General features: G+C 70.9%; 33 protein-coding genes and 1 riboswitch. Of the genes, 13 read left to right on the forward strand and 20 right to left on the reverse strand.

Annotated elements, in window-relative coordinates:
* Window positions 1-64 precede the first annotated feature (64 nt).
* A riboswitch (glycine riboswitch) is annotated at window positions 65-163 on the reverse strand.
* Between the two features lie 42 nt (window positions 164-205).
* On the reverse strand, window positions 206-784 hold the full coding sequence (locus QRX60_RS38945; protein WP_285996460.1) for a MerR family transcriptional regulator: 579 nt from the start codon (window positions 782-784) through the stop codon (window positions 206-208).
* Window positions 785-1,062: 278 nt separating this feature from the next.
* Here QRX60_RS38945 and QRX60_RS38950 point away from each other — a divergent pair, with 278 nt between their 5' ends.
* Complete coding sequence (locus QRX60_RS38950; protein ID WP_408630170.1) at window positions 1,063-1,695, forward strand: TetR/AcrR family transcriptional regulator; 633 nt, start codon at window positions 1,063-1,065, stop codon at window positions 1,693-1,695.
* On the opposite strand, the gene trxA is transcribed toward QRX60_RS38950, so the two are convergent.
* The 8 genes from trxA to QRX60_RS38990 form a co-directional block, all read right to left on the reverse strand.
* On the reverse strand, window positions 1,692-2,030 hold the full coding sequence (gene trxA / locus QRX60_RS38955) for a thioredoxin (protein ID WP_285996461.1): 339 nt from the start codon (window positions 2,028-2,030) through the stop codon (window positions 1,692-1,694). The two genes, QRX60_RS38950 and trxA, sit on opposite strands and share 4 nt — an antisense overlap.
* Before the next feature lie 11 nt (window positions 2,031-2,041).
* On the reverse strand, window positions 2,042-2,437 hold the full coding sequence (locus tag QRX60_RS38960) for a MerR family transcriptional regulator (protein WP_285996462.1): 396 nt from the start codon (window positions 2,435-2,437) through the stop codon (window positions 2,042-2,044).
* A 44-nt stretch (window positions 2,438-2,481) separates the two neighbouring features.
* Entirely contained in the window at window positions 2,482-2,955 is a 474-nt protein-coding gene (locus QRX60_RS38965; protein WP_009078856.1) for a bifunctional nuclease family protein, read from the reverse strand.
* A gap of 216 nt (window positions 2,956-3,171) precedes the next feature.
* Window positions 3,172-3,918: a transcriptional regulator FtsR gene (gene ftsR, locus QRX60_RS38970; protein WP_285996463.1), complete on the reverse strand. Its 747-nt coding sequence runs from the start codon at window positions 3,916-3,918 to the stop codon at window positions 3,172-3,174.
* Window positions 3,915-4,385, reverse strand: coding sequence for a glycogen accumulation regulator GarA (gene garA / locus QRX60_RS38975; RefSeq protein WP_284750621.1), 471 nt, complete (start codon window positions 4,383-4,385; stop codon window positions 3,915-3,917). The genes ftsR and garA overlap by 4 nt, the downstream gene beginning before the upstream one ends.
* A gap of 137 nt (window positions 4,386-4,522) precedes the next feature.
* Window positions 4,523-4,909, reverse strand: a complete 387-nt coding sequence (gcvH, locus tag QRX60_RS38980; protein ID WP_285996464.1) for a glycine cleavage system protein GcvH — start codon at window positions 4,907-4,909, stop codon at window positions 4,523-4,525.
* A gap of 101 nt (window positions 4,910-5,010) precedes the next feature.
* On the reverse strand, window positions 5,011-5,631 hold the full coding sequence (locus QRX60_RS38985; protein ID WP_285996465.1) for a CDP-alcohol phosphatidyltransferase family protein: 621 nt from the start codon (window positions 5,629-5,631) through the stop codon (window positions 5,011-5,013).
* A gap of 13 nt (window positions 5,632-5,644) precedes the next feature.
* On the reverse strand, window positions 5,645-5,863 hold the full coding sequence (locus QRX60_RS38990; RefSeq protein WP_285996466.1) for a hypothetical protein: 219 nt from the start codon (window positions 5,861-5,863) through the stop codon (window positions 5,645-5,647).
* A 317-nt stretch (window positions 5,864-6,180) separates the two neighbouring features.
* Here QRX60_RS38990 and QRX60_RS38995 point away from each other — a divergent pair, with 317 nt between their 5' ends.
* Window positions 6,181-6,690: a hypothetical protein gene (locus QRX60_RS38995; protein WP_285996467.1), complete on the forward strand. Its 510-nt coding sequence runs from the start codon at window positions 6,181-6,183 to the stop codon at window positions 6,688-6,690.
* Between the two features lie 34 nt (window positions 6,691-6,724).
* Window positions 6,725-7,129 carry a hypothetical protein gene (locus QRX60_RS39000; protein WP_285996468.1) on the forward strand — a complete coding sequence of 135 codons (405 nt, stop codon included), beginning with the start codon at window positions 6,725-6,727 and terminating at the stop codon, window positions 7,127-7,129.
* Between the two features lie 110 nt (window positions 7,130-7,239).
* On the opposite strand, the gene QRX60_RS39005 is transcribed toward QRX60_RS39000, so the two are convergent.
* Together QRX60_RS39005 and QRX60_RS39010 are read right to left on the reverse strand one after the other, a co-directional pair.
* Window positions 7,240-8,949: an AMP-binding protein gene (locus QRX60_RS39005; protein WP_285996469.1), complete on the reverse strand. Its 1,710-nt coding sequence runs from the start codon at window positions 8,947-8,949 to the stop codon at window positions 7,240-7,242.
* 19 nt (window positions 8,950-8,968) lie between these two features.
* On the reverse strand, window positions 8,969-9,811 hold the full coding sequence (locus tag QRX60_RS39010; protein WP_285996470.1) for a crotonase/enoyl-CoA hydratase family protein: 843 nt from the start codon (window positions 9,809-9,811) through the stop codon (window positions 8,969-8,971).
* Between the two features lie 135 nt (window positions 9,812-9,946).
* Here QRX60_RS39010 and QRX60_RS39015 point away from each other — a divergent pair, with 135 nt between their 5' ends.
* Both QRX60_RS39015 and QRX60_RS39020 read left to right on the forward strand, forming a co-directional pair.
* Entirely contained in the window at window positions 9,947-10,825 is an 879-nt protein-coding gene (locus QRX60_RS39015) for an alpha/beta fold hydrolase (RefSeq protein WP_285996471.1), read from the forward strand.
* A gap of 28 nt (window positions 10,826-10,853) precedes the next feature.
* Window positions 10,854-11,300 (forward strand): DEAD/DEAH box helicase family protein, encoded by a 447-nt coding sequence (locus QRX60_RS39020; RefSeq protein WP_285996472.1) that lies wholly within the window; start codon window positions 10,854-10,856, stop codon window positions 11,298-11,300.
* On the opposite strand, the gene cobA is transcribed toward QRX60_RS39020, so the two are convergent.
* The 5 genes from cobA to rpmB form a co-directional block, all read right to left on the reverse strand.
* Window positions 11,297-12,523 carry a uroporphyrinogen-III C-methyltransferase gene (cobA, locus tag QRX60_RS39025; protein WP_285996473.1) on the reverse strand — a complete coding sequence of 409 codons (1,227 nt, stop codon included), beginning with the start codon at window positions 12,521-12,523 and terminating at the stop codon, window positions 11,297-11,299. The genes QRX60_RS39020 and cobA overlap by 4 nt on opposite strands.
* Before the next feature lie 119 nt (window positions 12,524-12,642).
* Window positions 12,643-12,897 (reverse strand): 30S ribosomal protein S18, encoded by a 255-nt coding sequence (gene rpsR, locus QRX60_RS39030; RefSeq protein WP_285996474.1) that lies wholly within the window; start codon window positions 12,895-12,897, stop codon window positions 12,643-12,645.
* Window positions 12,894-13,199, reverse strand: a complete 306-nt coding sequence (rpsN, locus tag QRX60_RS39035; RefSeq protein WP_285996475.1) for a 30S ribosomal protein S14 — start codon at window positions 13,197-13,199, stop codon at window positions 12,894-12,896. Before rpsN ends, rpsR begins: the two co-directional genes overlap by 4 nt.
* Window positions 13,199-13,366 carry a 50S ribosomal protein L33 gene (gene rpmG, locus QRX60_RS39040; protein WP_285996476.1) on the reverse strand — a complete coding sequence of 56 codons (168 nt, stop codon included), beginning with the start codon at window positions 13,364-13,366 and terminating at the stop codon, window positions 13,199-13,201. The genes rpsN and rpmG overlap by 1 nt, the downstream gene beginning before the upstream one ends.
* Entirely contained in the window at window positions 13,366-13,602 is a 237-nt protein-coding gene (rpmB, locus tag QRX60_RS39045; RefSeq protein ID WP_285996477.1) for a 50S ribosomal protein L28, read from the reverse strand. Before rpmB ends, rpmG begins: the two co-directional genes overlap by 1 nt.
* Window positions 13,603-13,680: 78 nt before the next feature.
* On the opposite strand from rpmB, the gene mrf reads away from it, so the two are divergent.
* The 7 genes from mrf to QRX60_RS39080 all read left to right on the forward strand — a co-directional run bounded on the left by mrf (window position 13,681) and on the right by QRX60_RS39080 (window position 19,367).
* On the forward strand, window positions 13,681-14,931 hold the full coding sequence (mrf, locus tag QRX60_RS39050) for a ribosome hibernation factor-recruiting GTPase MRF (RefSeq protein ID WP_285996478.1): 1,251 nt from the start codon (window positions 13,681-13,683) through the stop codon (window positions 14,929-14,931).
* Complete coding sequence (locus QRX60_RS39055) at window positions 14,928-15,182, forward strand: type B 50S ribosomal protein L31 (protein ID WP_285996479.1); 255 nt, start codon at window positions 14,928-14,930, stop codon at window positions 15,180-15,182. The genes mrf and QRX60_RS39055 overlap by 4 nt, the downstream gene beginning before the upstream one ends.
* Complete coding sequence (gene rpmF / locus QRX60_RS39060) at window positions 15,182-15,331, forward strand: 50S ribosomal protein L32 (RefSeq protein WP_285996480.1); 150 nt, start codon at window positions 15,182-15,184, stop codon at window positions 15,329-15,331. The genes QRX60_RS39055 and rpmF overlap by 1 nt, the downstream gene beginning before the upstream one ends.
* On the forward strand, window positions 15,328-16,383 hold the full coding sequence (locus QRX60_RS39065; RefSeq protein ID WP_285996481.1) for a GTP-binding protein: 1,056 nt from the start codon (window positions 15,328-15,330) through the stop codon (window positions 16,381-16,383). Before rpmF ends, QRX60_RS39065 begins: the two co-directional genes overlap by 4 nt.
* 121 nt (window positions 16,384-16,504) lie before the next feature.
* On the forward strand, window positions 16,505-16,939 hold the full coding sequence (locus QRX60_RS39070) for a MarR family winged helix-turn-helix transcriptional regulator (protein ID WP_285996482.1): 435 nt from the start codon (window positions 16,505-16,507) through the stop codon (window positions 16,937-16,939).
* Complete coding sequence (locus tag QRX60_RS39075) at window positions 16,936-18,630, forward strand: MFS transporter (protein WP_285996483.1); 1,695 nt, start codon at window positions 16,936-16,938, stop codon at window positions 18,628-18,630. Before QRX60_RS39070 ends, QRX60_RS39075 begins: the two co-directional genes overlap by 4 nt.
* Entirely contained in the window at window positions 18,627-19,367 is a 741-nt protein-coding gene (locus QRX60_RS39080; protein WP_285996484.1) for a dienelactone hydrolase family protein, read from the forward strand. The genes QRX60_RS39075 and QRX60_RS39080 overlap by 4 nt, the downstream gene beginning before the upstream one ends.
* 23 nt (window positions 19,368-19,390) lie before the next feature.
* On the opposite strand, the gene QRX60_RS39085 is transcribed toward QRX60_RS39080, so the two are convergent.
* Entirely contained in the window at window positions 19,391-20,614 is a 1,224-nt protein-coding gene (locus tag QRX60_RS39085) for an IS110 family RNA-guided transposase (protein ID WP_456298874.1), read from the reverse strand.
* A gap of 252 nt (window positions 20,615-20,866) precedes the next feature.
* Here QRX60_RS39085 and QRX60_RS39090 point away from each other — a divergent pair, with 252 nt between their 5' ends.
* Window positions 20,867-21,139 carry a DUF6295 family protein gene (locus tag QRX60_RS39090; RefSeq protein WP_285996485.1) on the forward strand — a complete coding sequence of 91 codons (273 nt, stop codon included), beginning with the start codon at window positions 20,867-20,869 and terminating at the stop codon, window positions 21,137-21,139.
* 52 nt (window positions 21,140-21,191) lie between these two features.
* On the opposite strand, the gene QRX60_RS39095 is transcribed toward QRX60_RS39090, so the two are convergent.
* Genes QRX60_RS39095 through QRX60_RS39105 form a run of 3 tightly spaced genes read right to left on the reverse strand, consistent with a single transcriptional unit; the run spans window position 21,192 to window position 24,889 of the window.
* On the reverse strand, window positions 21,192-22,607 hold the full coding sequence (locus QRX60_RS39095; protein WP_285996486.1) for a pyridoxal phosphate-dependent decarboxylase family protein: 1,416 nt from the start codon (window positions 22,605-22,607) through the stop codon (window positions 21,192-21,194).
* Complete coding sequence (locus QRX60_RS39100; RefSeq protein ID WP_285996487.1) at window positions 22,594-23,907, reverse strand: MFS transporter; 1,314 nt, start codon at window positions 23,905-23,907, stop codon at window positions 22,594-22,596. The genes QRX60_RS39095 and QRX60_RS39100 overlap by 14 nt, the downstream gene beginning before the upstream one ends.
* Before the next feature lie 34 nt (window positions 23,908-23,941).
* Window positions 23,942-24,889: a sphingomyelin phosphodiesterase gene (locus QRX60_RS39105; protein ID WP_285996488.1), complete on the reverse strand. Its 948-nt coding sequence runs from the start codon at window positions 24,887-24,889 to the stop codon at window positions 23,942-23,944.
* Window positions 24,890-24,892 lie beyond the last annotated feature (3 nt).

Consider the following 24,892-nt stretch of genomic DNA (forward strand, 5'->3'; position numbering starts at 1 on the left):
GCCGGGCTTGCACCGTCGGCGGGGTCGTCAAGCTGTGTCCTGACGACCCGCTTTCCAGAGGCGTCTCGTCCGCGCGGTCCAGGGTGCCTGAGAGGTTCCGGGGAGGACTTGCTCCTTCGGCGCCGAGCTCAAGGTGTGGCTCGGACTCTCCCGCGCGGATTCGTCGACCGCGGGGTGAACCTTACTCCGTCCGCCGCAGCGGTGATCATCCGGTCCGGCGGGCGTTGCGGCGCTGGGTCAGTTCGTCCGGCTCGTGCTGCTCGACGATGCCGCCGTCGGCGCGTTCGGCCGGGAACTCGTGGATGGTGCCGCTGATTTCCTGCATGGCGCCGCTGACCGCGATGCCGAAGACGCCCTGGCCGCCCTGGAGCAGGTCGACGATCTCCTCCGGCGAGGTGCACTCGTAGACGGTGGTGCCGTCGGAGAACAGGGTCACGCGCGCGAGGTCGCGGACTCCGCGGACGCGCAGGTGGTCGACGGCGACCCGGATGTTCTGCAGGGAGACCCCGGTGTCCAGCAGTCGCTTGACGACCTTGAGGACCAGGATGTCCTTGAACGAGTACAGCCGCTGCGAGCCGGAGCCGTGCGCCGTGCGGATGCTGGGTGCGACCAGCTTCGTCCGGGCCCAGTAGTCGAGCTGGCGGTAGGTGATGCCGGCGATCTGGCACGCGGCCGGGCCGCGGTAACCCACCAGCTCGTCCGGCAGCGAGTCGTCGGGGAACAGCTCACCCTGCTCGCCAGCCGCGACCTCAACAGGCTGCTTCTCGGAACCAGCCTCGACCACGCAAGCCTCCCCTCGCCCGACCTGGTGGCCGGCGAATGACAGCCGGACGGTCCCAGGAGCGGGACCCGCCGGAGATCAACCGCCACGGTCCGGCCCCAGACCGTGAATCACACCGTGGCGATTTACCTCCTTCGACGGTAAGCGCCCGGACAGGACCGGTCAACGCGACGCGCGGCAAGCCTCAACGGTCGGATGAGCCTTTGAGCCGTTCGCCGTACCCCGGGCGCGGTGGTTCAAACCTCTTGTCGCGATTTACTCAGCCGTGTTAATTTTTACTCATGCAAGTAAACACCGGCCTCATGGCCGAACTGGGCCTCAGCGTGACGGAGGCGGCGCGCCGCGCGCAGATCATCGGCGCGACCATCGGCGTCATCGCCGACCTCGGGTACCGGAAAGCCACCTTCGCGAAGATCAAGGAGCGCGCGGGGCTCAGCAGCACCCGGATGATCTCGTACCACTTCACCACCAAGGCCGGCCTGATGCAGGCCGTGCTGAGCACGGTGGTCGAGACGAAGAACGAGTTCCTGAAGGAGCGCACCGGCGGCGGGGTGGACCCCGCGGACCGGCCCGGCTACCTGCGGGCGCACATCGAGACGTCGATCGCGTTCCTGCGCGCGTACCCCGAGTGCGTCCGGGTGCTGACGGAGATGGCCGCCCACGCCGACGACGCCGACGGCTGGGCGATGACGAAGGTCCTGGTCGACGACATGCGAGTGCACGGCCTGGCCCGCCAGCTCAAGCAGGGCCAGGCCGAGGGGGCCTTCGGCGACTTCACGCCCGAGGTGATGGCGATGTCGATCGCCCAGGCCGTCGACGGCGTCGCGGCGGCCTTCGCCGGCGACCCCTCGCTGGACCTCGAGCAGTACGGGCGGGAAGTCGCCGACACGTTCGTGAAGGCGACGGCTCCCTAGAGGGCCTGGTCGAGGCGCTCCTCGATCCGGGCCTTCGGGTAGGCGCCGACGATCGTCGTCACCGGCTCGCCGTTGCGGAAGAGGATCATCGTCGGCAGCGACATGACCTGGTAGGACCGGGTCGTCTCCGGGTTCTCGTCGGCGTTGACCTTCCGCACGGCGAGCTTCCCGGCCCGCTCGGTGGCCAGCTGGGCCAGCACCGGGCCGACCATCCGGCAGGGCCCGCACCAGGTGGCCCAGAACTCGACCAGCACGGGGACGTCGCTGCCGAGGACCTCGGCCGCGAACGTGGCATCGGTGACGTCGGAAACGGCGACTGCGGTGTCTTCGGGCATGACGGGCTCCTTCACGGGCGCGGGGCGTCGGGGACGACACAGGGATCGGGTGCCTGCCGGGCGAGGGCGCCGGCGAGCTTCGCGGCCAGTTCGGCGCGGATCCCGCCGAGCCGGGACAGCAGCGCGTCGGCTTCTTCGAGCTTGCGGCGGTAGACCTCGATCGAGCTCGCACAGGAGTCGCCGGTTTCGTGGCCGCTGCGCAGGCAGTCGACGAACGGGCGGGTCTCGTCGAGGCTCAGGCCGACCGTCTGCAGGGTCTGGATCTCCTTGACCAGCTGCAGGTCGCCCTCGTCGTACTCGCGGTAGCCGTTCGCCGAGCGACGGGCCGCGAGGAGGCCCTGAGCCTCGTAAAAGCGAAGCGCACGGGTCGTCGTACCCGTGCGCCTGGCCAGTTCTCCGATCCGCATGCCCCCGACGCTAGACGTTGACGTCCGCGTCAAGGCAAGCGAACTTACGTGTCGGCTCCGCGGAAGTCTTCGGGCGACACCGAGTCGAGGAACTCGCGGAACTTCTCGACCTCGTCCTCCTGCTCGTCCGGGATGATCAGGCCGGCCTCTTCCAGCACCGCGTCCACGGCGTGGATGGGGACGCCGATCCGCAGGGCCAGCGCGACCGAGTCGCTCGGCCGGGCGGACACCCGGATGTCGCCGTCGAAGACGAGTTCCGCGAAGAACGTGCCTTCCTTGAGGTCGGTGATGACGACCTGCTCGAGCTCGCGGCCCAGCGCCCCGATGACCTCTTTCAGCAGGTCATGCGTGAGCGGCCGGGCGGGCCGGACCCCCTGCTGCTCCAACGCGATGGCGGTCGCTTCGACCGAGCCGATCCAGATCGGCAGGTACCGTTCGCCCTCGGTCTCCCGCAGCAACAAGATCGGCTGATTCGCGGGCAGCTCGACCCGCACACCGACGACGCGCATTTCGCTCATCGGGCTTCGCCTCCCTCTCGTGCACACGGGCTTCAGCGCTGGAACCGCCTCGCGCCGTTCCCTACCGACGCTACCCGTCATCCGTGCGCTGTGCTCGCTGTCGGACACTCTCGGCTCGCCTACCGCAAACCGTTGTTCTCACGGTACGGCATGAGGTGCCGAACATTCAGTCATTGACATGGGACCGCAAAGAGGATCTCACCGCCCCGTTACGGCTCAACACCCCGTGGCGCCGCGAATTCCGGCCTTCACGAGGAGCGTGTGCAGGGTCACGGACAGTGCCGCGAGCTCCCGCACCACCTCATCCGCCCTCGACTTGGCCTCCGGGTCACGGTGCCGATACACCGGTGTCACGATCTGCTCCAGCAACCCGACCTCGCGGTCGGCCGCGGCGCGGAAGGCACGCAGATGTCTCGGCTCGATACCGAATTCGGTCATCGCCTTCACCGTCCGCGCGACCAGCACCGCGTCCGGGTCGAAGAACCCCGCGGGACCGGGCCGGACCAGGCCGTACTGCTGCAGCTCCGCGAGGGCGGCCGCGTCGATACCGGCCTGCTCCAGGAGCTCCTCCTGGGTCAGGCGCAGCTCCTTGCCGGTGGCGAAGTCCTCCGCCACCGGCAAGCCGACGTTCTCCGCCGGGGCGTCGATCGGCACCAGCCGGCGCGGCGGGCGGGGCAGGGCCGCGACGGGCCCGGCTCCCGAGTCCGCCGCGTCCAGCTGCTCCTTGATGACCTTCAACGGGAGGTAGTGGTCCCGCTGGGCGGCCAGGACGAACCGCAGGCGCTCCACGTCCGCCGCGGCGAACTGCCGGTAGCCCGAAGCCGTCCGGCCCGGCTGGACCAGGCCTTCCGCTTCGAGGAACCGGATCTTGGAGATGGTGACATCGGGAAACTCCGCGCGCAGCTGCGCCAGAACGGCCCCGATGCTCAGTCCATGACTCTGTGGCCGCCCGGCCGCCGTCACTGCGCCCCCTGGCCCCCGTGACCCGGGCCGGTCAGGAAGACCAGGCGGAACTTCCCGATCTGCACCTCGTCGCCCCCCGCAAGGACGGCCTGGTCGACCGGCTCGCGGTTGACGTAGGTGCCGTTGAGGCTGCCGACGTCGATGACGACGAACTCGCCGCCCTCACGCCGGAACTCGGCGTGGCGGCGGGAGACCGTGACGTCGTCCAGGAAGATGTCGCTGTCCGGGTGCCGTCCGGCGCTGGTGGTGTCGCGGTCGAGCAGGAACCGCGAACCCGCGTTGGGCCCGCGCTTCACGACCAGCAGGGCCGAACCCGCCGGCAGGGCGTCCACGCCCTGTACCGGTGCCTCCGCGGCGGGGGCGGACTCGTGGCCTTCGGCTTCGGCCAGGAAGTCGGCCCGAAAGACAGAGGTCCGCTCCGGAGACTGCTCCGGGGGAACGCCGCCGGGCCCGTCGTTCGTGCTCACCTGAGCTCTCCTCCACACATGCTGTGTTGCCTAGTACTCAAGAACGTGTAGCTGCCAACGTACCGTGCCTGATCGATTCTCCGAGCCCCGGCTCCCCGAACCGGCGCAGTGCCGGTCCGGGCGGCCCGGAGCGGAGCTCAGCCCTTGGTCAGGGCGTCGTACGCCTCGGCTTCCAGCAGGGCTTCGAGACCCGCCGGGTCGTCGAGGCGGATCTCGATCAGCCAGCCCTCGCCGTAGGGATCGCTGTTGATCAGCTCCGGCGAGTCGGCGACGGCGTCGTTGACCGACACGACCTCGCCGTCGACCGGCGCGAACAGCTCGGACACGCTCTTCGTCGACTCGACCTCGCCGAAGACGTCGCCCGCGCTCACCTGGCGGCCGACCTCGGGAAGGTCGACGAACACGACGTCGCCGAGCTGGTCCTGCGCGTACTCGGTGATGCCGATGCGGACGAGGGTGTCCTCGCCGCGAGTGGCGACCCACTCGTGTTCCTCGGTGTAGCGAAGCTCTTCAGGAGCGGACACCGCCGGTCCCCTTTCATGCCCTCACTGGCGAAAACGTGCTGGGCGAAGTCTTACACCCACACGGCGCAGCGGCAGGCACGACCCGGGGATAAGCGTCGCGCTCAGTCGTCGCCCGCGCCTCGCAGCGCGTTGCGCGCCTGCACGACGTAGAGCACGCCGGACCAGACGTAGAGGACGCCGCCCCAGATGGTGAAGGCGTAGCCGATCGGCCGGGCGACCGCGGCGACGTCCGAGCCGCCCTGCGCGAGCAGCAGGAACGGGAAGGCGTACATCAGCACGAAGGTTGCGCCCTTGCCGATGTAGGTCACCTCCGGCGGGGCGAAGCCGCGCCGGCGCAGCGTCACGACGCAGACGCCGAGCACGGCCTCCCGCAGTACCAGCGGCACCACGACCCACCAGGGGATGATGTCGCGGACCAGGAACGCGATGAGCGTCGCGAGGATGTAGAGCCGGTCGGCCGCCGGGTCGAGCAGCCGGCCCAGCCGCGACATCTGGTTGAGCCAGCGGGCCAGCTTGCCGTCGAGCCAGTCGGTCAGCGCGCTGAAGACCAGCAGCGCGAGCGCCCAGCCGTCCTCCTCCGGACCCAGCAGCAGCCAGAGGAACACCGGCACGCCGGCGAGCCGCAGCAGCGACAGCATGTTGGGGACGTTGAAGGCCTGCTTCAGCAGGGACGGTTCGGCGGCGCTCGCCTGAGCGGCTGGTTCGGGGGCGGCTGTGCTCACTCGGTCAGCGTAGTCAGCTGGCGCGGCGGTGACTCCAGCCGCGTCGCTGCAGCTCGGCGCTGCTCAGCGCCTCGGGGCGGCCGCGGTAGTCGGTGCCCATCCAGCGGGCGCGGCCGGGGCGCGCCTCGAGGACGTAGGGGCGGCCGCCGCACCAGACGACGCTGCTGGGGACGGTCGGCGGGGCGGACGGGTCGGTGCTGGTTTCGGGGCTGGTCACAGCGTCGGCGTTCATCGCTCTCACGGGCTCGGGACGGATGTCGGGGAACGGGGAAGCTCTTCGGCCTCCACCAAGATCTTCGGCTCGCGGGGCCGGATTGTTAACCGGCGCGGCCGGAATTAGACCGATCGATTCTTGATGACTGCGTGAGGTTTCGGAGCGTGAACGGAATGTTAATTGTCCATTGTGGACAGTGTTTCGGGAGCCGCCGGACCGGGCCGCCACCCGGCTGGAGTAATCTGCGGCACACCTGTGGGCGAGTCGGCCACGGGGCCCCGGCCCGGATGGGCCAGAATGACCGGGCCAGCCCGACCGGGGGAGGAAAGATCGCGGTGCCCCATCCGACCACCACGAGGACGTGGCGGCCGTTGCTCGCCGCCTGCCTCGCCGTGCCCGCGCTCGCGGCCTGCTCCGGTGAGCCGGCCGCCCAGGCGCCGCCGTCGTCGTCTCCCCCGCCGGCCGCCACGTCCGCACCGACGTCCACCGGCACACCTCCGCCACCGCCCGCCGGCAGCAGCTCGCCCGCGCCCGCGCCGGTGACGAAGCCGTCCGGGGCGCCGCCGTCGGTGCCCGGGTCGTGCGGCACCGTGACCGCCGCCAGCGGGCTGACGCTCTACGTGTTCGACAGCGGCTCGGCCGGCGTCAGCTGCGTCGCGGCGACGAAGCTCGTCGGCGACTTCCACCGCAAGATCGCCGGCCGCCAGGGCGCCGGCTCGAACGACGCGGTGAACGAGACCGTCGACGGCTGGCTGTGCACGTCCGGGCCGCCGGCCGCCCAGGGCGGCACCACCTGCACCAAGGGCGAGCAGACGGTGTTCGCCGCCGTGGTGCCGTCCGAGTGACCCCTCCCGATCCGTTTCCGTTCCTGAAGGGCCCATGAAGACACTCGCGTACCCCCTGCTGCTCGTCGCCGCGACCGCCGTGCTGGCCGGCTGCGGCGGCGGTGACCCGGCGCCCGCCGGACCGTCCTCCTCCGGTCCCGCCCCCGTCCCGGCCGCGGCCGCGGCGGCCGGGTCGACGGCGCCGGGCGTGCCGTGCGGCGACGTCACCGGCGCGGGCGGCGCGAAGACGGCGGTCGTCGCGCACGGCCAGGTCGACTGCGCCGCGGCGACGAAGCTGCTGAAGGACTACTTCGCGAAGCTGACCCCGGCCGAGGCGGCCTCCGCCGACGGCCCGGGCCCGGTCGTCCTCGACGAGTGGACGTGCGGCAGCGGCCCGAACGACCCGGTGACGGCGTGCTCGACGGAGGACGGCCGCCAGGTCGAGGGCACCCGCGGCTGAGCTCGTCCCCGACCGCCCCATTGTGGCCTTGGTTGCGCTCAACGCACCCAAGGCGGCCTTCGGTGCGTTGAGCGCACTGAAGGCCACATTGGGGCGCTTGGGAGCCGGGGTCAGGACTTGAGGTCGGGGAAGTCCTCTTCGCGGTACTCGGTGCCTTCGCCGCGCTTCGGGTCGTTCTCGCGGCCCCTCAGCTCGACGCGGCGGATCTTGCCCGAGATCGTCTTCGGCAGCTCCGCGAACTCGAGGCGCCGGATCCGCTTGTACGGTGCCAGGTGCTCGCGGCAGTGCGCGAGGATCGCCTTCGCCGTGTCGGGCGTCGGCTCGTGGCCGGCCGCCAGCACCACGTACGCCTTGGGCACCGCGAGCCGGATCGGGTCGGGGGCCGGGACCACCGCCGCCTCGGCCACGGCCTCGTGCTCGATCAGCACGCTCTCCAGCTCGAACGGCGAGATCCGGTAGTCCGACGCCTTGAACACGTCGTCCGTGCGCCCGACGTACGTGATGTACCCGCGTTCGTCGATCGAACCGACGTCACCGGTGTGGTAGAAGCCGTTCGCGAACGCGGTCGACGTGCGTTCGTCGTCGTCCGCGTAGCCGGTCATCAGGCCCACCGGGCGGTGCCGGAGGTCGAGGCAGATCTCGCCCTCCGATGCCTGTTCGCCGCTGACCGGGTCGACCAGCGCGACCACGAACCCGGGCAGCGGGCGGCCCATCGAGCCGGGCACGACGTCCTGGCCGGGGGTGTTCGCGATCTGGACGCTGCTTTCGGTCTGGCCGAAGCCGTCGCGGATGGTGACGCCCCACGACTTCCGGACCTGCTCGATCACCTCGGGGTTGAGCGGCTCCCCCGCGCCGACGACCTTCTTCGGCGGAGTCTTCAGCGCGGTCAAGTCCGCTTGGATGAGCATCCGCCACACCGTCGGCGGCGCGCAGAAGCTGGTGATCCCGCACCGGTCCATCTGGGCCATCAGCGCGTTCGCGTCGAACCGGCTGTAGTTGTAGAGGAACACCGTCGCCTCGGCGTTCCACGGCGCGAAGAAGTTGCTCCACGCGTGCTTCGCCCAGCCGGGCGAGGAGATGTTCAGGTGGACGTCGCCCGGCTCCAGCCCGATCCAGTACATCGTGGAGAGATGGCCGACCGGGTACGAGACGTGGGTGTGCTGCACCAGCTTCGGCTTCGCCGTGGTGCCGGAGGTGAAGTAGAGCAGCAGCGGGTCGGCGGCCTTCGTCGGGCCGTCCGGCGCGAACTCCGGCGACTCGGCGAACGCGGCCGAGTACGGCTGCCAGCCCTCGACCGGCTCCCCCACCGCGATCCGCGTGTAGTCGCCTTCGACGCGGTCGAACTTCGGCGCGTCCACCGAGCGGACCACGACGTGCTTGGCCGCTCCGCGCGCCACGCGGTCGGTCAGGTCGGCCGGCCCGAGCAGCGTGGACGCCGGGATGATCACGGCACCGAGCTTGATCGCGGCGAGGATGGTCTCCCACAGCTCACCCTGGTTGCCCAGCATGAGGATCAGCCGGTCGCCGCGGCGGACGCCGAGGCCGCGCAGCCAGTTCGCCACCTGGTTGGACCGGCCGGACATCTCCGGGTAGGTCCAGCGGTTTTCGGTGCCGTCCTCTTCGACGATCCACAGCGCGTACCGCTCGGCGTTGTCGGGGTCGTGCGCCACGACGTCGAACCAGTCGATCGCCCAGTTGAAGTGGTCGAACTCCGGCCAGGCGAAGTCCCGGTAGGCCGTTTCGTAGTCCTCGCGGTGGGTCTGCAGGTAGTCCCGTGCCACGCGGAACGCGTGGTGGACTTCCGAAGCGCCGTTGCTCACCCTGCCTCCTCGGTGGTGTCTATTCGCCCGTGAACTCCGGCTTGCGGCGCTCCATGAACGCCTGGACCGCCTCGCCGAGGTCCTTGCTGGGCAGGAACGCCGAGTTCCACGCCGCGACGTACCGGAGGCCGTCGGCGACCTGGCGCTCGGTGTTGGTCGCCAGTACCTGCTTCGTACCCTGCACCACGAGCGGCGGGTTCGCAGCGATCTCCCCGGCGAGTTCCCTCGCGGCCTTCAGCAGCGCCTCCTGGTCGGCGTGGACGTCGTTGACGAGCCCGATCTTCTCGGCGCGGGCGGCGTCGATGTCCTTGCCGGTCAGGGCGAGCTCGCGCAGGTGGCCTTCACCGACGATCGACGCGAGCCGCTGGAGGCTGCCGAGGTCCGCCACGATGGCGACGCGCACCTCGCGGACGCTGAACTTGGCGTCGGCACTGGCCAGGCGGATGTCCGCGGCGGCGACCACGTCGACCCCGCCGCCGATGCACCAGCCCGAAACGGCCGCGACGACCGGTTTGCGGCATTCCGCGATCGAGCTGACCGCCGCCTGCAGCGACCGGACCTGGTCGAGGAACGCCGTCCGCGGCCCGGCCAGGTTGTCGCCGCCCAGCATCGGGGCCCAGTCGCCCATCATCGCCGGGAGGTCGAGACCGTACGAGAAGTGCTTGCCGCTGCCGGTCAGCACCACGGCCCTGACCTGCGGGTCGGCGTCCAGCGCGCGGAACACCAGCGGCAGCTCGCGCCAGAAGTCCGGTCCCATCGCGTTGCCCTTCGAGGGGCCGAGGAGCGTCACTTCGGCCACGGAGCCGTCGACGTCGACCTTCAGGGAGACGAGGTCGGGCAGACTGTCAGCAGTAGCGGTCATGAGGTCATCTTGACCCATGCCCGCGACGAGCCGCCATTGGCACGTTGTCAATTGACGCGCGAGTCACTGTGCCAACGTGGTCACGGGATGTTTTCCTGGATGCAGGTGACCACGACGCGGGGAGGACGGTGGGACATGAGCCCGGCCAGCAGCGCGACCCTGATCGAGCCCGAGCCCCCGGCCCCGCCCGCCCGGCGCGCGTCCCGCCCGATCGAGCTGACCGGCTCGTTCGACCACGAAGGGCACCGGCTCTGGTACACGGAGTTCGGCAGCGGCGACAAGGTCGTCGTGCTGACCCACGGCATCATGCTGACCCGCCGGATGCACGCCCCGCTCGCGCGCCGGCTGGCCGGCGCGGGTTTCCGGGTGATCACGCTCGACCTCCTCGGCCACGGCGACTCCGACCGGCCGACCGAGTCGTGGCTCTACTCGATGCCTTCGTTCGCCGAGCAGACCCTGGCCCTGCTGGACCACCTCGAGGTGGAGGCGGCGGTCATCGGCGGGACGTCGCTCGGCGCGAACGTCTCGCTCGAAGTGGCGATCTCGGCGCCCGAGCGGGCTCGCGGGCTGATCGTCGAGATGCCGGTGCTGGACAACGCGATCGTCGCGGGCCTGTTCACCTTCGCCCCGCTGTTGATGGCGGCCCGGTTCCTGCCGGTGACCGTCCAGGCGGTGGCGCTGCTGGCGTCCCTCGTCCCGCACGGCAACCAGTGGGTCGACGTCGTGACCGACACGCTGTCGCAGCGCCCGGCCCCGATGGCGGCGCTGCTGCACGGCGTGCTGTTCGGCCGCATCGCACCGCCGAAGTCGGCACGTCGCAAGATCACGACGCGCACGCTGGTGATCGGCCACCAGGGCGACCCGATCCACCCGTTCGGCGACGCGGACACCCTGGCGATCGATATGCCGGACGCGGAGTTCGTCCAGGCCCGCAGCCCGGTGGAGCTCCGCCTCGACCCGACCCGGCTGTCGGACGCGATCCGGGATTTCGCCGCGAGCTGCTACGAGGACTGAGAGCGGCTCGAGGTGAGATGCTTCGCCGGTGCCTCTGGTGTGGGTGACCGGCAACGCGGGGGTCGGCAGGTCGGCGGTCTGCGCGCTCCTGAAGAGCCGGGGCGAGCTCGCGGTCGACGCGGACCGCTTCGGGTGGCAGACCAGCCGCGCGGAGGTCGAGGCTCTCGCGGCGAGAGCGCACGGAGAACTCGCGTTCTTCTGCGGCTCCACCGAGAACGACGAGGATCTGCGCGACCTCTTCGACCTCGTGGTCTGCCTGGTGGTCGACGACGACACGCTCCGGGACCGGCTCCTGACCCGTACCTCGAACAGTTTCGGCAAGCACCCGGAGGAGCTGGCGGCGGCGCTCGAAGCCAACGAAGGCGCCGAGTCCGCCTGCCGGCGGCTGGGAGCGACGATCGTCGTCGACGGCCGCCTGCCGCTGCCCGACGTCGCCGACGCGATCCTCGCCGCCGCCGGCCGTCTTGTGCCCTAAGCGGACTGGACGGGTGCCAGGCCCGCCACCGGGCCGATCACGATCACCGCGGGCGGCCGGACTCCCGAGGCCGCCGCGTCCGTGACCACCGTGTCCAAAGTGGACCGCAGGGTGCGTTGGGTGCGCATGGTGCCGTCCTCGACGATCGCCACCGGGGTGTCCGCCGGGCGGCCGCCGTCCAGCAGCGCCTTCGCGAACTGCGGCAGCCGCTCCACGCCCATCATCAGCACGATCGTCCCGCGCATCCGGGCCAGCAGCTCCCAGTCGACGAGCGACCGGTCGTCGCCGGGAGCGACGTGGCCGGAGACCACCACCACCTCGTGGGCCACACCGCGATGGGTAACCGGGACGTCCGCCACGGCCGGGACCGCGAACGCGCTCGTGATGCCCGGGACCATCGTCACCGGGACGCCCGCCTCGGCGCAGGCGAGCACCTCCTCGAAGCCGCGGCCGAACAGGTACGGGTCGCCGCCCTTGAGGCGGACGACGAACTTGCCCTCCTTGGCCCGCTCGATCAGCGTGCTGTTGATGACGTCCTGGCTGGCCGCGCGGCCGTACGGGATCTTCGCCGCGTCGACGATCTCGACCTCGGGCGCGAGCTCGTCGAGCAGTTCGCGCGGCGCCAGCCGGTCGACGACCACGACGTCCGCGCGTGAAAGCAGCCGCCGGCCGCGGACCGTGATCAGCTCCGGGTCGCCAGGACCGCCGCCGACCAGCGCGACCCCGGGGAGACTGCCCGCCGGGTGCGGCTGACGGCCGTCCTCGATCGTGCCGTCGTGCAGGCCGTCGAGCATCGAGTCGCGGACCGCGGCCGAGCGCAGCGGCTCGCCGCCGGAGAGGACACCGAACAGCAGGCCGCCGTGCCGACCCGAGGCCGGGGTCACCGCGGTGCCGGACTCGCCCTCGTCGGCGCGGACGCAGAACACCCGCTCGCGCTCGGCCTCGGCGCAGATTTCCGCATTCACCGCGGGGTCGTTCGTGCAGGCCAGGGCGTACCAGGCGTCCTTCAGGTCACCGGAGGCGTAACGGCGTTCGTGCCAGACCAGCTCCCCCGCGTCCACCATCCCCTGCACCGACGGCGTCGTGTGCGGCGACACCAGTTCGACGCGGGCGCCCGCGCTGATCAGCCGGGGCAGCCGCCGCTGGGCCACGGAGCCGCCGCCGAACATCACGACGCGGCGGCCCGTGAGCTGGAGGCCGGAGAGGTAGTGCGGGTCGTCCATGGGCGGGAGTTTATTGACGGTTCACCCGCGCGCCAGCCCAGCGTGCGTAACGCCACCCGGACAGGACCCGGGCGGCCGGGCGGGCGTGCTCACGCCCACCCGGCCGCAGCATCCGGTTTTCAGTTCGCGCGGCCCGAAGCGGGATACGGCAGCAGGGCCATCTCGCGCGCGTTCTTGATCGCCGTGGCGACCTGTTTCTGTTGCTGAGGCGTCAAACCCGTCACGCGGCGGGCGCGGATCTTGCCGCGGTCGGAGATGAACTTCCGCAGCAGCTCGACGTCCTTCCAGTCGACGTGGGTGATCCGGTGGGCGTGCAACAGGTTCACCTTGCGCTTGCCCGGGCGGTCGCGGTGCGGCTTCGGCATCGGTCTCACCAGCTCGACTTCGTCACGCCGGGCAGTTCGCCCCGGTGCGCGGCCTGGCGCACCTTCACCCGCGACAACCCGAACTTCCGCAGGTACCCGCGCGGACGTCCGTCGGCGGCGTCACGGTTGCGGATCCGCGTCGGGCTCGCGTCGCGCGGCAGCTTCTGCAGCGCGACGACCGCCTCGGACTTCGCTTCCGGAGACGACGACGGCGAAGCGATGACGGCCTTGAGCGCGCGACGGCGTTCGACGTACCGCGCGGCCACCACCTTCCGCTGCTCGTTCTTCGCGATCTTCGACTTCTTCGCCATCAGCGCTCTTCCTTGAACTCGACGTGCTCGCGCGCGACCGGGTCGTACTTGCGCAGGACCATCCGGTCCGGGTCGTTGCGGCGGTTCTTCTTCGTGACGTACGTGTAGCCGGTGCCCGCGGTGGACCGCAGCTTGATGACCGGGCGGACGTCGGTGCTCTTCGCCATTACAGCTTCACTCCCCTTGCCTTCAGTTCGGTCACGACGGCCTCGATGCCGCGCTTGTCGATCGTCTTCATGCCCTTGGCGGAGACCCGCAGCCGCACCCAGCGGCCCTCGCTGGGCACGAAGTAGCGCCGGTTCTGCAGGTTCGGCTCCCAGCGCCGGGACGTACGGCGGTGCGAGTGCGAGACCTGCTTGCCGAAGCCCGGCTTGCGGCCGGTGACCTGGCACACAGCGGACACGGACCCTCCCAAGTTGATAGTGATTGTCGTTTTCATCTACTCTACGCACCGTACCCCGCCCGTATTCCTGGAGCACCCGTGACCCCTCACCCCCGCGTCCCGCTCGTCCTCGTGAGCGGCCTCGCCCCGGGGCCCACCGCCACACTCGCCGAACTGCTGCGCGTGGCCGGGCCCGGCACCGCGGTCGTCCACCACGACCTGCGCGAAATCCACTCCGGCGTCGTCCGCCGCCGGCTGCGGCTCGAGCAGCGCGACCAGCTGACCGTCCTCGAACTGGCCCACGGCTGCGTGTCGTGCACCCTGCGCGAGGACCTGCTCCCGCTGCTGCGGCACCTGGCCCGGATGCCGCAGGTCCGCCGGATCGTCGTCCGGCTCGACGAGGCCATGGAGCCGGAGCCGGTGAGCTGGACGATCCGGAACGTCGTGGTCGGTGGCCACCCGGTGAGCGACGACGTCGACCTGCGGGCGGTGTTCACCGTCGTGGACTGCGCGACCTTCCTCGCCGATGCGACCGGCGACGACGTGCTCGCCGAGCGGAACCTGCAGGCCAGTCCGGAGGACGAGCGCACGGTCGCGCAGGTCGCGCTGTCCCAGGTCGAGTTCGCCGACGTCCTCGTGCTGGCCGGTGCGGCCACCGACGCGTGGACCGCCGCGAAGGCGTCCGCGGTCCTCGACCGGGTCGCGCCGTCGGTCCCGCGGGTCGAGCTGTCGCGGATCGACGGGCACAGCGTGCTCGACGCCGTGCCGTCCGACGCCCGCCGCGGAGAGGTCACCGACATGCACGGCGCGCTGCTGCGCGGCGAGCCGCCGGTGCACGTCGACTGCGGCATCGGCCTGGTCACGTTCACCGCACAGCGGCCGTTCCACCCCGGACGCCTGCACGACGCCCTCGACGTCCTCCTCGACGGCGTCGTCCGGACCCGCGGGCGCGCCTGGGTGGCCAGCCAGCCCGACGTGGCGTTCTGGATCGAGTCGGCGGGCGGCGGCCTCGGCATCGGCCACGCCGGGCCGTGGCTCGCCGCGCCGGACGGTCCGGAGTGGACGGACGTCTCCCCCGAGCGCCGGACGCTGGCGTCCCTGCGGTGGCACCCGGTGCACGGCGACCGCGCGCAGGAGCTCGTCGTGGTGACGGACCAGACAACGCCTGACGAGATCGACGCGGCCCTGCGCGGCGCTCTACTGACCGACGAAGAACTGGCCGCCGGCCCCGAGGGGTGGCAGCGCTACCCCGACCCGTTCGGCGACTGGCACGAAGAACCGTGCGAGGACACCGAAACCGACCAGGCGCGGCACGACGCGACCGCGGTGAACCGAAAGGAAGACCAGTGAAGACCGGAATCCACCCCGATTACCACCCCGTGGTGTTCAAGGACTCGTCCACCGGCGACGCGTTCCTGACCCGCTCCACCATCACCTCCGAGCGGACGATCGACTGGTCCGACGGACAGACGTACCCGCTCGTCCTGGTCGACATCAGCTCGTGGTCGCACCCGTTCTGGACCGGCACCCAGCGGATCATGGACAGCGCCGGCCAGGTCGAGAAGTTCCACCGCCGCTACGGGAAGCGGGAGACGCGCTGATGGCCGTCCCGAAGCGCAAGAAGTCGCGCAGCACCACGCGTTCCCGGCGGTCGCAGTGGAAGGCGGCGGTGCCGGACCTGGTGCCGATCAAGGTCGACGGCGAGACGAAGCTCGTCCCGCGGCGGCTGATGCGGCACTTCCACTCGTGACCGTCCCGGTCACGGTCCTGTCCGGCTTCCTCGGCGCGGGCAAGACGACGCTGCTCAACCACATCCTCGCCAACCGGGCGGGCCTGCGGGTGGCGGTGATCGTCAACGACATGAGCGAGGTCAACATCGACGCGGCGCTCGTGCGCTCGCAGGAGCGCCTCGTCGAGCTGACCAACGGGTGCATCTGCTGCACCCTGCGGGAGGACCTCCTCGAGGAGGTGGCAGCGCTCTGCGCGGACGACCGCTTCGACCACGTGCTGATCGAGTCGAGCGGGATCTCCGAGCCGATGCCGGTGGCGGCGACGTTCACGTTCCTGGACGCCGTCGCCCACCTCGACACGATGGTCACGGTGGTGGACGCGGCGAACTTCGCCCGCGAGCTCGCCGCCGGCGACTCGCTGGTGGAACGGCGGCTCCACCAGTACGCCGGCGACGAGCGGACGGTCAGCGACCTGCTGGTCGACCAGGTCGAGTTCGCCGACGTCCTGCTGCTCAACAAGACGGACCTCGTCCCGGACGTCGACCGTCTCGTGGCGACGCTCCGGCGGCTCAACCCGGCCGCCGACGTCGTCACCGGCAGCTTCGGGGAGGTGCCCCTCGAGCGGGTCTTCGGGACCGGCCGGTACGACGCCGAACGGGCGCAGGAGGCGCCGGGCTGGGTGGCCGAGCTGAACGGCGACCACGTGCCGGAGACCGAGGAGTACGGCATCTCGAGCGTGGTCTTCCGTGCGGCGCGGGCGTTCGACCCGGCGGCGCTGTGGGACTTCGTGACGCGGCGGCTGGACTCGGGCGAGTTCGGGACCGTGTTGCGGTCCAAGGGGTTCTTCGCGCTGGCGTCCCGCCCCGGGGTGACGGGCCTGTGGTCCCAGGCGGGGGCGGTGGCGCGGTTCGAGCCGCAGGGGGTGGCCGCGGAACCGCGGCAGGAGCTGGTGTTCATCGGCGTCGACCTGGCGGGCGACGCACTCCTGGCCGCCCTGCGGGACTGCCTCGGCGAAACGACCGGGCCGGACTCGTTCCCGGTCTGGGGCCCGCTCCACGAGCACCTCGCGTAAGTCCCCTACCGCTGTCGTCGTGAGTGTTTAGGGCGGTTAGAACCGCCCTAAACACTCACGACCGGGTCGGGCGAATCATCCGAGTTGATCAACCCAGGTTTATCAGTCTAGGTTGACGATCGTGACGGATGAGGAGCTGCTCCAGGTGAGCACCGACCTGCGCGTCGCCCTCGGGCGGCTGGTCCGGCGGCTGCGCCAGGGCTACGTCGTCGGCGAGCTGACCCTGCCCGAACGGTCGGTGCTCTCCCGGCTCGACCGGGAGGGCCCCGCCACGCCGGGCTGCCTGGCCGACCTCGAACGCGTCAAACCGCAGGCCATGGGCGTCACGCTCGCCGGGCTCGTCGAGCGCGGGCTCGTCGAGCGGCGCAAGGACGACTCCGACGGCCGCAAGGTGCTGATGTCGGTCACGGCCGCGGGGGTCAAGCTGCTCACCGACCGCCGGTCGCGCACCACCCAGCTGATGGCGACCGCGCTGGCCGAGAAGTTCACCGCGGCCGAGCAGCGTGAGCTCGTCGCCGCCATCCCGCTGATCGAGCGGCTGGCGGACGAGCTGTGACGACGACGCGGACCACGAACAGCCGCTACAAGTGGGTCGCGCTCTCCAACACCACGCTCGGCGTGCTGATGTCCGCGCTCGACGGCTCGATCGTCATCATCTCGCTGCCGGCCATCTTCCGCGGCATCGGCCTCGACCCCCTCGCGCCGGGCAACATCGGCTACCTGCTCTGGATGATCCTCGGCTACCTGCTGGTGCAGGCGGTGCTGGTGGTGACGCTCGGGCGGCTCGGCGACATGTTCGGCCGGGTCAAGATGTACAACCTCGGCTTCGTCGTGTTCAGCGTCGCGTCGGTGGCGCTGTCGTTCGACCCGTTCCACGCCGGCGGCGGCGCGCTGTGGCTGATCGGCTGGCGGGTCGTGCAGGCCGTCGGCGGATCGATGCTGACGGCGAACTCGGCCGCCATCCTGACCGACGCCTTCCCCACCGAACAACGCGGGATGGCACTGGGCGTCAACCAGATCACCGCGCTGGCCGGGCAGTTCCTCGGCCTGGTCGTCGGCGGGCTGCTGGCCGAGATCGACTGGCGCGCGGTGTTCTGGGTCAGTGTCCCGTTCGGGCTGCTCGGCACGATCTGGTCGATCCGCAGCCTCCGCGAGGTCGGCACGCCGAAGCGCGCGAAGGTCGACTGGGGCGGCAACATCACCTTCGCCGCCGGGACCGCGTTGCTGCTGGCCGCCATCACCTGCGGCATCCAGCCCTACGGCGGCGCCGCCACCGGCTGGGGCAGCCCGTGGGTGCTCGGCGGGATCGGCGCCGGCGTGCTGCTGCTCCTGCTGTTCGGCGTCATCGAAACCCGCGTCGCGGCGCCGATGTTCCAGCTTTCGCTGTTCAAGATCCGCGCGTTCGCCGCCGGCAACGTCGCCGCGTTGCTGACTTCGGTCGCCCGTGGTGGCATGCAGTTCATGCTCATCATCTGGCTGCAGGGGATCTGGCTGCCCCTGCACGGCTACGACTACGAGCGGACCCCGCTGTGGGCGGGCATCTACCTGCTGCCGCTGACCGTCGGGTTCCTCCTCGCGGGGCCGGTGTCGGGCTACCTGTCCGACCGGTTCGGCGCGCGGCTGTTCTCCACCGGCGGCCTGCTGCTGGTCGCGGCGGCGTTCCTCGGGCTCCTGGCGCTGCCGGTGGACTTCCCGTACCCGGCGTTCGCCGCGCTGCTCGTGGTCAGCGGGATCGGCCAGGGCATGTTCTCCGCGCCCAACACCTCGGCCATCATGAGCAGCGTGCCGACCGAGCAGCGCGGGGTCGCCTCCGGCATGCGCGCGACGTTCCAGAACTCCGGGACGTCGTTGTCGATCGGCGTGTTCTTCTCGCTGATGATCGCCGGGCTCGCGTCTTCGCTGCCGCAGACCCTCACCAGCGGGCTGCAGGCCCACGGCGTCCCGGCGGCCGTCGCCGACGGCGTCGCCCAGCTGCCGCCGGTGAGCACGCTGTTCGCCGCGTTCCTCGGCAGCAACCCGGTCGGGCACCTGCTCGGCCCGGACGTCCTGGCCGGGCTCTCCCCAGCCGACCGCTCGGCCCTGACCGGCGGGGAATTCTTCCCGCAGCTGGTGTCCGGCCCGTTCCACCACGGCCTGGTGGTCGTGTTCACAGCGGCCGCGGTGATGGCCGTCGTCGCCGCGGTGGCCTCCGCTTCGCGCGGCGCGCGGTACTTCCACACCCCCGAGGGAACGAAGGAGAACAGATGACCGACGAGATCGTCGCCGGGACCGTCACCATCACCGGCCACGGCGGTGACGAACTCGAGGCCTACCTGGCCAAGCCGACCGACGAAACCCCGCGCGGCGGCGTCGTGGTGATCCACCACATGCCCGGCTACGACGCGTCGACGAAGGAGATGGTGCGCCGCTTCGCGGTCGAGGGCTACAACGCGCTCTGTCCGAACCTGTACACGCGCGAAGCACCGGGCGCGGACCCCGACGACGCGGCCGCCACGGTCCGCGCCGCCGGCGGCGTCCCGGACGACCGGCTCGTCGGCGACGTCTCGGGCGCGGCCGACTACCTTCGCGCCCTCGAGAACGCCAACGGCAAGATCGGCGTCATCGGGCACTGCTCGGGCGGGCGTCAGGCGTTCCTCTCCGCGTGCTCGCTCGACATCGACGCGGCGGTCGACTGCTACGGCGCGTTCGTCGTCGCCGACCCGCCCGAGGCCATGAAGCAGATGAAGCCGCTGCTCGGCCTGGCCCCGCAGCTGTCGTGCCCGCTGCTGGGCATCTTCGGCGCCGACGACCAGTTCCCCAGCCCCGACGAAGTCGCGGTCCTGGCGGCCGAGCTGGAGAAGCTGGGCAAGGAGCACGAGTTCCACACCTACGCGGACGCGGGCCACTCGTTCTTCGCCGTCGACCGCCCGAGCTACCGGCCGGAAGCCGCGAAGGACGGCTGGGAACGCATCTTCGACTTCTATTCCCGCACGCTCACGGCCTGAGAGACATCCCAGGAGCGTAGATGTCAAGCAGCGATGTTCTCGGGGTGATGCGACCAGGCGGTTGTCTCGTCGTAGAGGGTGCCGGTTTTGAGGCAGCCATGCAGGATCCCGACGAGGCGGTTGGCGAGCTGGCGCAGAGCGGCGTTGTGGCCGGCGCCGCGGGCTCGGTGCCGGTCGTAGCAGGCGCGTGCGCCGGGCGAGCGTCTGAGCGCGCTGAACGCCTGGGTCAGCAGGGCGTCGATGAGCCGGTCGTTGTGCACGAACCGGGCCAGCGCGACCTTCTTCTTGCCCGAGGCTCGGGTGATCGGAGAAGTCCCGGCGTAGTTCTTGCGGGCCTTGGCGGTGGCATAGCGGTCGGGGTCGTCGCCGAACTCTGCGAGCACCCGGGCGCCGAGGATCGGCCCCAGACCAGGCTGGGACGCGATGATCTCAGCGGCCGGGTGCTGCCCAAAATAGGCCTCGACCTGCCCCTGCAAGGTCTTGACCTGAGCGTCCAAGACGGTCAGGACCGCGATCAGCGCCTGGACCGAGGCGGCGTGGGCAGCGGCCACGACATCCGGCTGGGTGAGGTGCTCGGCGCGCAGCGCGGCCTGGATCTCCGCCGCTTTCCCGGCGATGCTCTTGCGGCGCGCCCGCTTCAACGCGCCGCTGATCTGCGCGATCGTCAGCCGGGCGGCCTGAGCCGGGGTGGGGGCTTTGGCCAGCAGTTCCAGAGTGTCGGCGGCGTCGAGGTCGGTGAACGCGACCAGCGCGGCGGGAAAGTAGTCCCGCAGCGCGTGCCGCAACCGCTGGGTGTGGCGAGTCCGTTCCCAGATCAGGGTTTTATGGGTACGGGTCACGACCTTGACGGCCTCGGCCCGCGCGGAGTCCCCGGCGACCGGCCGCAACTCGTGGCCGTGGGTGCGCACCATGTCAGCCAGCACGTGCGCGTCGCCGGCGTCGCTTTTAGCGCCCGAGACTCCCAGCCGGTCGCGGAACCTGGCCGCCTGCAACGGGTTGACCGCCAGCACCGTGTAACCGGCAGCGACCAGCGCCGCGACCCAGGGTCCTCGGTCGGTCTCGATACCGACCAGCACCTCGACCTCATCGGCGTCGTCTCCGGCCAGCTCACCGATCATCGTGTGCAACCGAGTCATCCCCGTCACGCCTTCGGGCAGCCGGGCCTTGACCAGTCTGCGGCCGGAGCCGTCCATCACCTCCACATCGTGATGGTCTTCAGCCCAGTCGTCTCCTACGAACAGCCGCAACGATCCTCCCGATCTCGATCACCCTTGAGCAGCCGGCGGGAGAACCATCAGCGACCTAATCAAACAGTGCTCCCGCCGGTAACACGCGGGGCACGACATCCCAGTAGCGATCAACTCTCCCAGCCAACCAGCAGGGGCACGGTCTCTCATCAGGACTCACGCGTCCAGGACTGTCGAGTGCTCACCTGCCGGCCGGCTACCGACCAGGAGTCTGCCGGATGGCTCACTCCCAGAACTGATTAGGACTTCGCCATGTGCACTTACCTGACCGAGAAGTTCGAGCTCGAAGGCAGCGGCAAGGGCGCCCGCGGCTGGTTCCGCCTGAACGAGGGCACCGTGTACGTCGACCACCCGGTCCACGCGCCGTACGGGCACACGGTGAACATCGACTTCCGCAACCCGGGCCTGGGCGCCTCGGCCCGCGTCGCGTTGGAACTGACCGAAGAGGACGCGCTCGCGCTGGCGGACGCGATCCACGCGGCCGTCAAGTCCGCCCCCGCAGGCCTGGCTTCCCGCAACCAGTAGCCCCGGTCCGTGAATGTCGCATTGAGGGACTCTACGTCTCTCAATGCGACATTCACGGCGTGTACAGGGCGCCGAGGAACTCCAGGAGGAGGCGCTCGCGGAGGGGCGGTGGTGCCGTTGCGAGGAGCGCGTTGATCGGGGCCATCCGGTCCGGGAGGCCGGCCGCGCCGCCCAGGCCCGCCGCGGCCAGGAGGCCCGCGAACTGCTCCGACGTCAGCGTCGCCGGGTCCAGGGCCGCCACGAAGTCGGCCACCGCGGGATCGATCAGCACCGGGCCGGCCGCGCGGGCCGCGTCGACCGAGGCCGCGAGGTCGGTCAGGAACTCCTTCTCGCTGCCGTGGTTGGCCGCCGTCACCGTCAGGTGCAGGTTCACCGGAGACGCTTCGAAGGCGAACTGCGGCTGGACGTACCAGCCGCGCGTCTTCATTTCGTCCGCGACCGTGAAGAGGTCGAAGCCGTCGTCGCCGGTGAACGCGATCAGCGTCGACACCGGATCGCCCAGCACCCGCAGGCCGTCGATGTCGGAGACACCGGCCCGGATCCGGGAAACCGCTTCCCGCGCCGAAGCGGCCAGGCTCAGGTAGCCGTCCTCGCCGAGGTGACGGACCACCGCCCACGCCGCGGCCAGCGGTCCGCCCGAGCGCGTGCTCTGGATCGTCGTGTTCAGCATCGTGTAGCCCGGCCAGGCTGCGCTCGCGAAGTAGTGCGAGCGCCGCAGCTCGGCCGACGCGTGCAGCAGCACCGACGTGCCCTTGGGGCAGTACGCGTACTTGTGCAGGTCCACCGATATGCTCGTGACGCCGGGAACGCGGAAGTCGAACAGCGGGACGTCGGCGCCGAGGCGGGCGAAGTAGGGCAGGACCCAGCCGCCGATGCACGCGTCGACGTGCATCCGCACGCCCCGCGCCGAAGCCGCCGCGGCGATCTCGGCCACCGGGTCGAGGACGCCGTGCGCGTACGACGGCGCGCTCGCCACCACCAGCACCGTGGAGTCGTCGATCGCCGCCGCCATCGCCGCCGGGTCGGCGCGGAAGGTCACCGGGTCGACCGGGACGTCGATGCGGCGCAGCCCGAACAGGTGCGCCGCCTTGTGGAACGCCGCGTGCGCGGTGGTCGGCAGCACGATCGACGGCGCAGCGATCGAAGGGTGCGCGTCGCGAGCGGCGAGAACCGCCAGCAGGCACGACTCCGTGCCACCGGAAGTCACCGAGCCGACCACGCCCGGGACGTCGCCGAGCAGAGCAGAAGCCGCGGCGACGAGGTCGTTCTCCATCCGCAGCAGGCTGGGGAACGCCGTCGGGTCGAGTCCGTTGGCCGACGACGCCAGCGCGTGCGCGGCGGCCCCCAGGGAGTCCACTTCGGACAGACCACTGTCGTAGACGTAGGCGAGCGTGCGGCCGCCGTGCGTCGGCAGGTCACCCGCGCGCAGTTCCCGCAGCGCCGCGAGGATGTCCTCAGGCGGGTTCATGGCGCGGCTCCAGCACCTTGCGCCGCAGCAGCGGCAGGGCCAGCGCGATGAGCACGCCGGGGACGATCGACGCGCCGACGAGGATCGCCACGATCGCGCTGTGCGGCTGGGCCGCCGTGGCGTCCGTGCTCGACACGTACCCGCCGAACGCGAGGATGAGCGCCCAGAGCCCACCGCCGAAGGCCAGCCCGAGCGTCTCCCCCGCGGTCCACACGCCGGCCGCGATCCCGGCGCGGGTCTCGCCGGTCCGCTCTTCCTCGGCGGTGATCAGGTCGGGCAGGATGGCCAGCGGGAACACCGAGATCCCGGCGTACCCGACCCCGCACAGCGCGACGAAGACGAACGACACGACGAGCGGGATCGACTGGGCGAACACCAGGCCCAGCAGCCCGACCGCGAACGCCGCCGTCGCCAGGCGGAAGCCGTTGAGCTTGCCGACCCGGTCGCCCAGCCGCGGCCACAGCGGCATGGTGACCAGGGCCGGGCCGACGAAGATCACGAACAGGATCGTGCCGTAGCCCTCGCTGCCGAGGATGCGCTGGGCGAAGAACGGGATCGCGGCGAGCACCGTGCCGATGCCCAGCGCCTGGATGAAGTACGTGCCGAGCAGCCAGCGGAACGGCCGCCAGCCGGCCAGCGTCCGCACCAGCTCCTTCACGCTCACGGTGTTCGGCCGCAGCGAACCGACCGGCGCGTCCTTCAGCCCGAAGTACACCAGCAGCGTCGCGGCCAGCACGATCAGCCCGATCACCACGGCCATCACCCGGTAGCCGGCGACCCCGCCGACGCCGGTGCTGATCGCCGGGGCACCGCCGCCGCAGATCAGGATCGTCACGGCCAGCACGCCGATCCGGACGCTGGTGAGCTTCGTCCGCTCGGTCGCCGACTCGGTCAGCTCGGCGGGCAGCGCGTTGAACGGCACCTGGAACAGCGCGTACGCCGTGGCGCAGGCGGCGAACGTGATCGCCACGTACAGCGCGTCCGGCAGCGGGTTCCCGAACCCGGGGTGGGCGAACATCGCCGCGAACAGGATCGCGACGCCGATGCCGCCGACGAGCAGGAAGCGCCGCCTGCTGCCGGTCTTGATCAGGTCGGCGTCGGACAGCCGGCCCGCGATCGGGTTGAACAGCACGTCCCAGGCCTTGGGCACGAACACGATCGCGGCAGCCCAGCCCGCGGGCACGGCCATCGTGTCGGTCAGGTACTTGACCAGGACCAGGCCGGGGACCGTGCCGAAGGACCCGGTGACGAACGAGCCGAGCGAATAGCGGAACCTCGTCCGGCCGGACAGCGTCGCCATGGTCCTCCTCGCAGAGCGGAATCCGATCAGGCACTCAGTAATGGATCTCGGCCCGCACCGGGTAGTGGTCGGAGGGAATCGTGCCACCGTCGTAATGCACCAGCCGTACCGGGCCGACCTCGGCGCGTCGCACCGAGCCGACGTAGTCCAGCGAGTCCCGGTAGCTCACCGGGACGGACTTCGCCGCGTCCGGGTTGGTCGCCGCGTCGAAGGTGTACTCCCCCGCGCCCGTGGTCGCGAGCGTTCCGCCGAGCACGGCCGCGCCCTGCTCGGCCTGGGTCCGGCCGGCGGCGTCCCGGCGGCCCCGGCCGGCCCAGTATTCGATGTTGAGGTCCCCGGCGACGGCCACGGCGTCACCCGCCGGGACGTGCGCGGCCGCGAGGTCGCGCAGCTCGCCGAGCTGGGCCATCCGGGTGGCGTGCGCCTTCGGCAGCGTCTCCGGGCCTTCGTCGGCCTGCAGGTGCGTGCCGGCGAGCCAGAGCCCCTTGCCGTGGGCGAAGATCCGGACCAGCGCCGCGCCCTTGTTGGACAGGTAGTCGGCCGTGCCGGAGTAGGAGCTGCGGTAGACGAGCTGGTGCTTCTCGGTGATCGGGTACTTGCTCAGCACCGTCACGCCACCGTTGACGACGATGGGTGAGGTCGAGCAGTTGCCGCTCACCGACGTCCAACCCGGCGAGGTCGAGCAGTACTGGCCGACCAGGGGCGTCCGGAACGGGTAGGCGTCCGCGAGCCGGTCGCGCAGGTCCTCGGCCTGGGCGCTGAAAGCCTCTTCGAGCACGACGACGTCGGTGTCCTGGGCGCGGATGACGCCTTCCGCGGCGTGCGCCCTGGCCTCCTTGTCGGACGTGTTCGGGTTGGCGATCCACGGGAGCTGCCAGAGGTTGAAGCTCAGGACGCTGACCGAGGCGTCCGCGGCCTGGGCTGGGGCCGCGGTGGTGGTCAGCGCGGTGACGAGGGCGGCGAGAATGGCGGTCCTGCGCACGCG

Source organism: Amycolatopsis mongoliensis, assembly GCF_030285665.1.
Taxonomy (GTDB): domain Bacteria; phylum Actinomycetota; class Actinomycetes; order Mycobacteriales; family Pseudonocardiaceae; genus Amycolatopsis; species Amycolatopsis mongoliensis.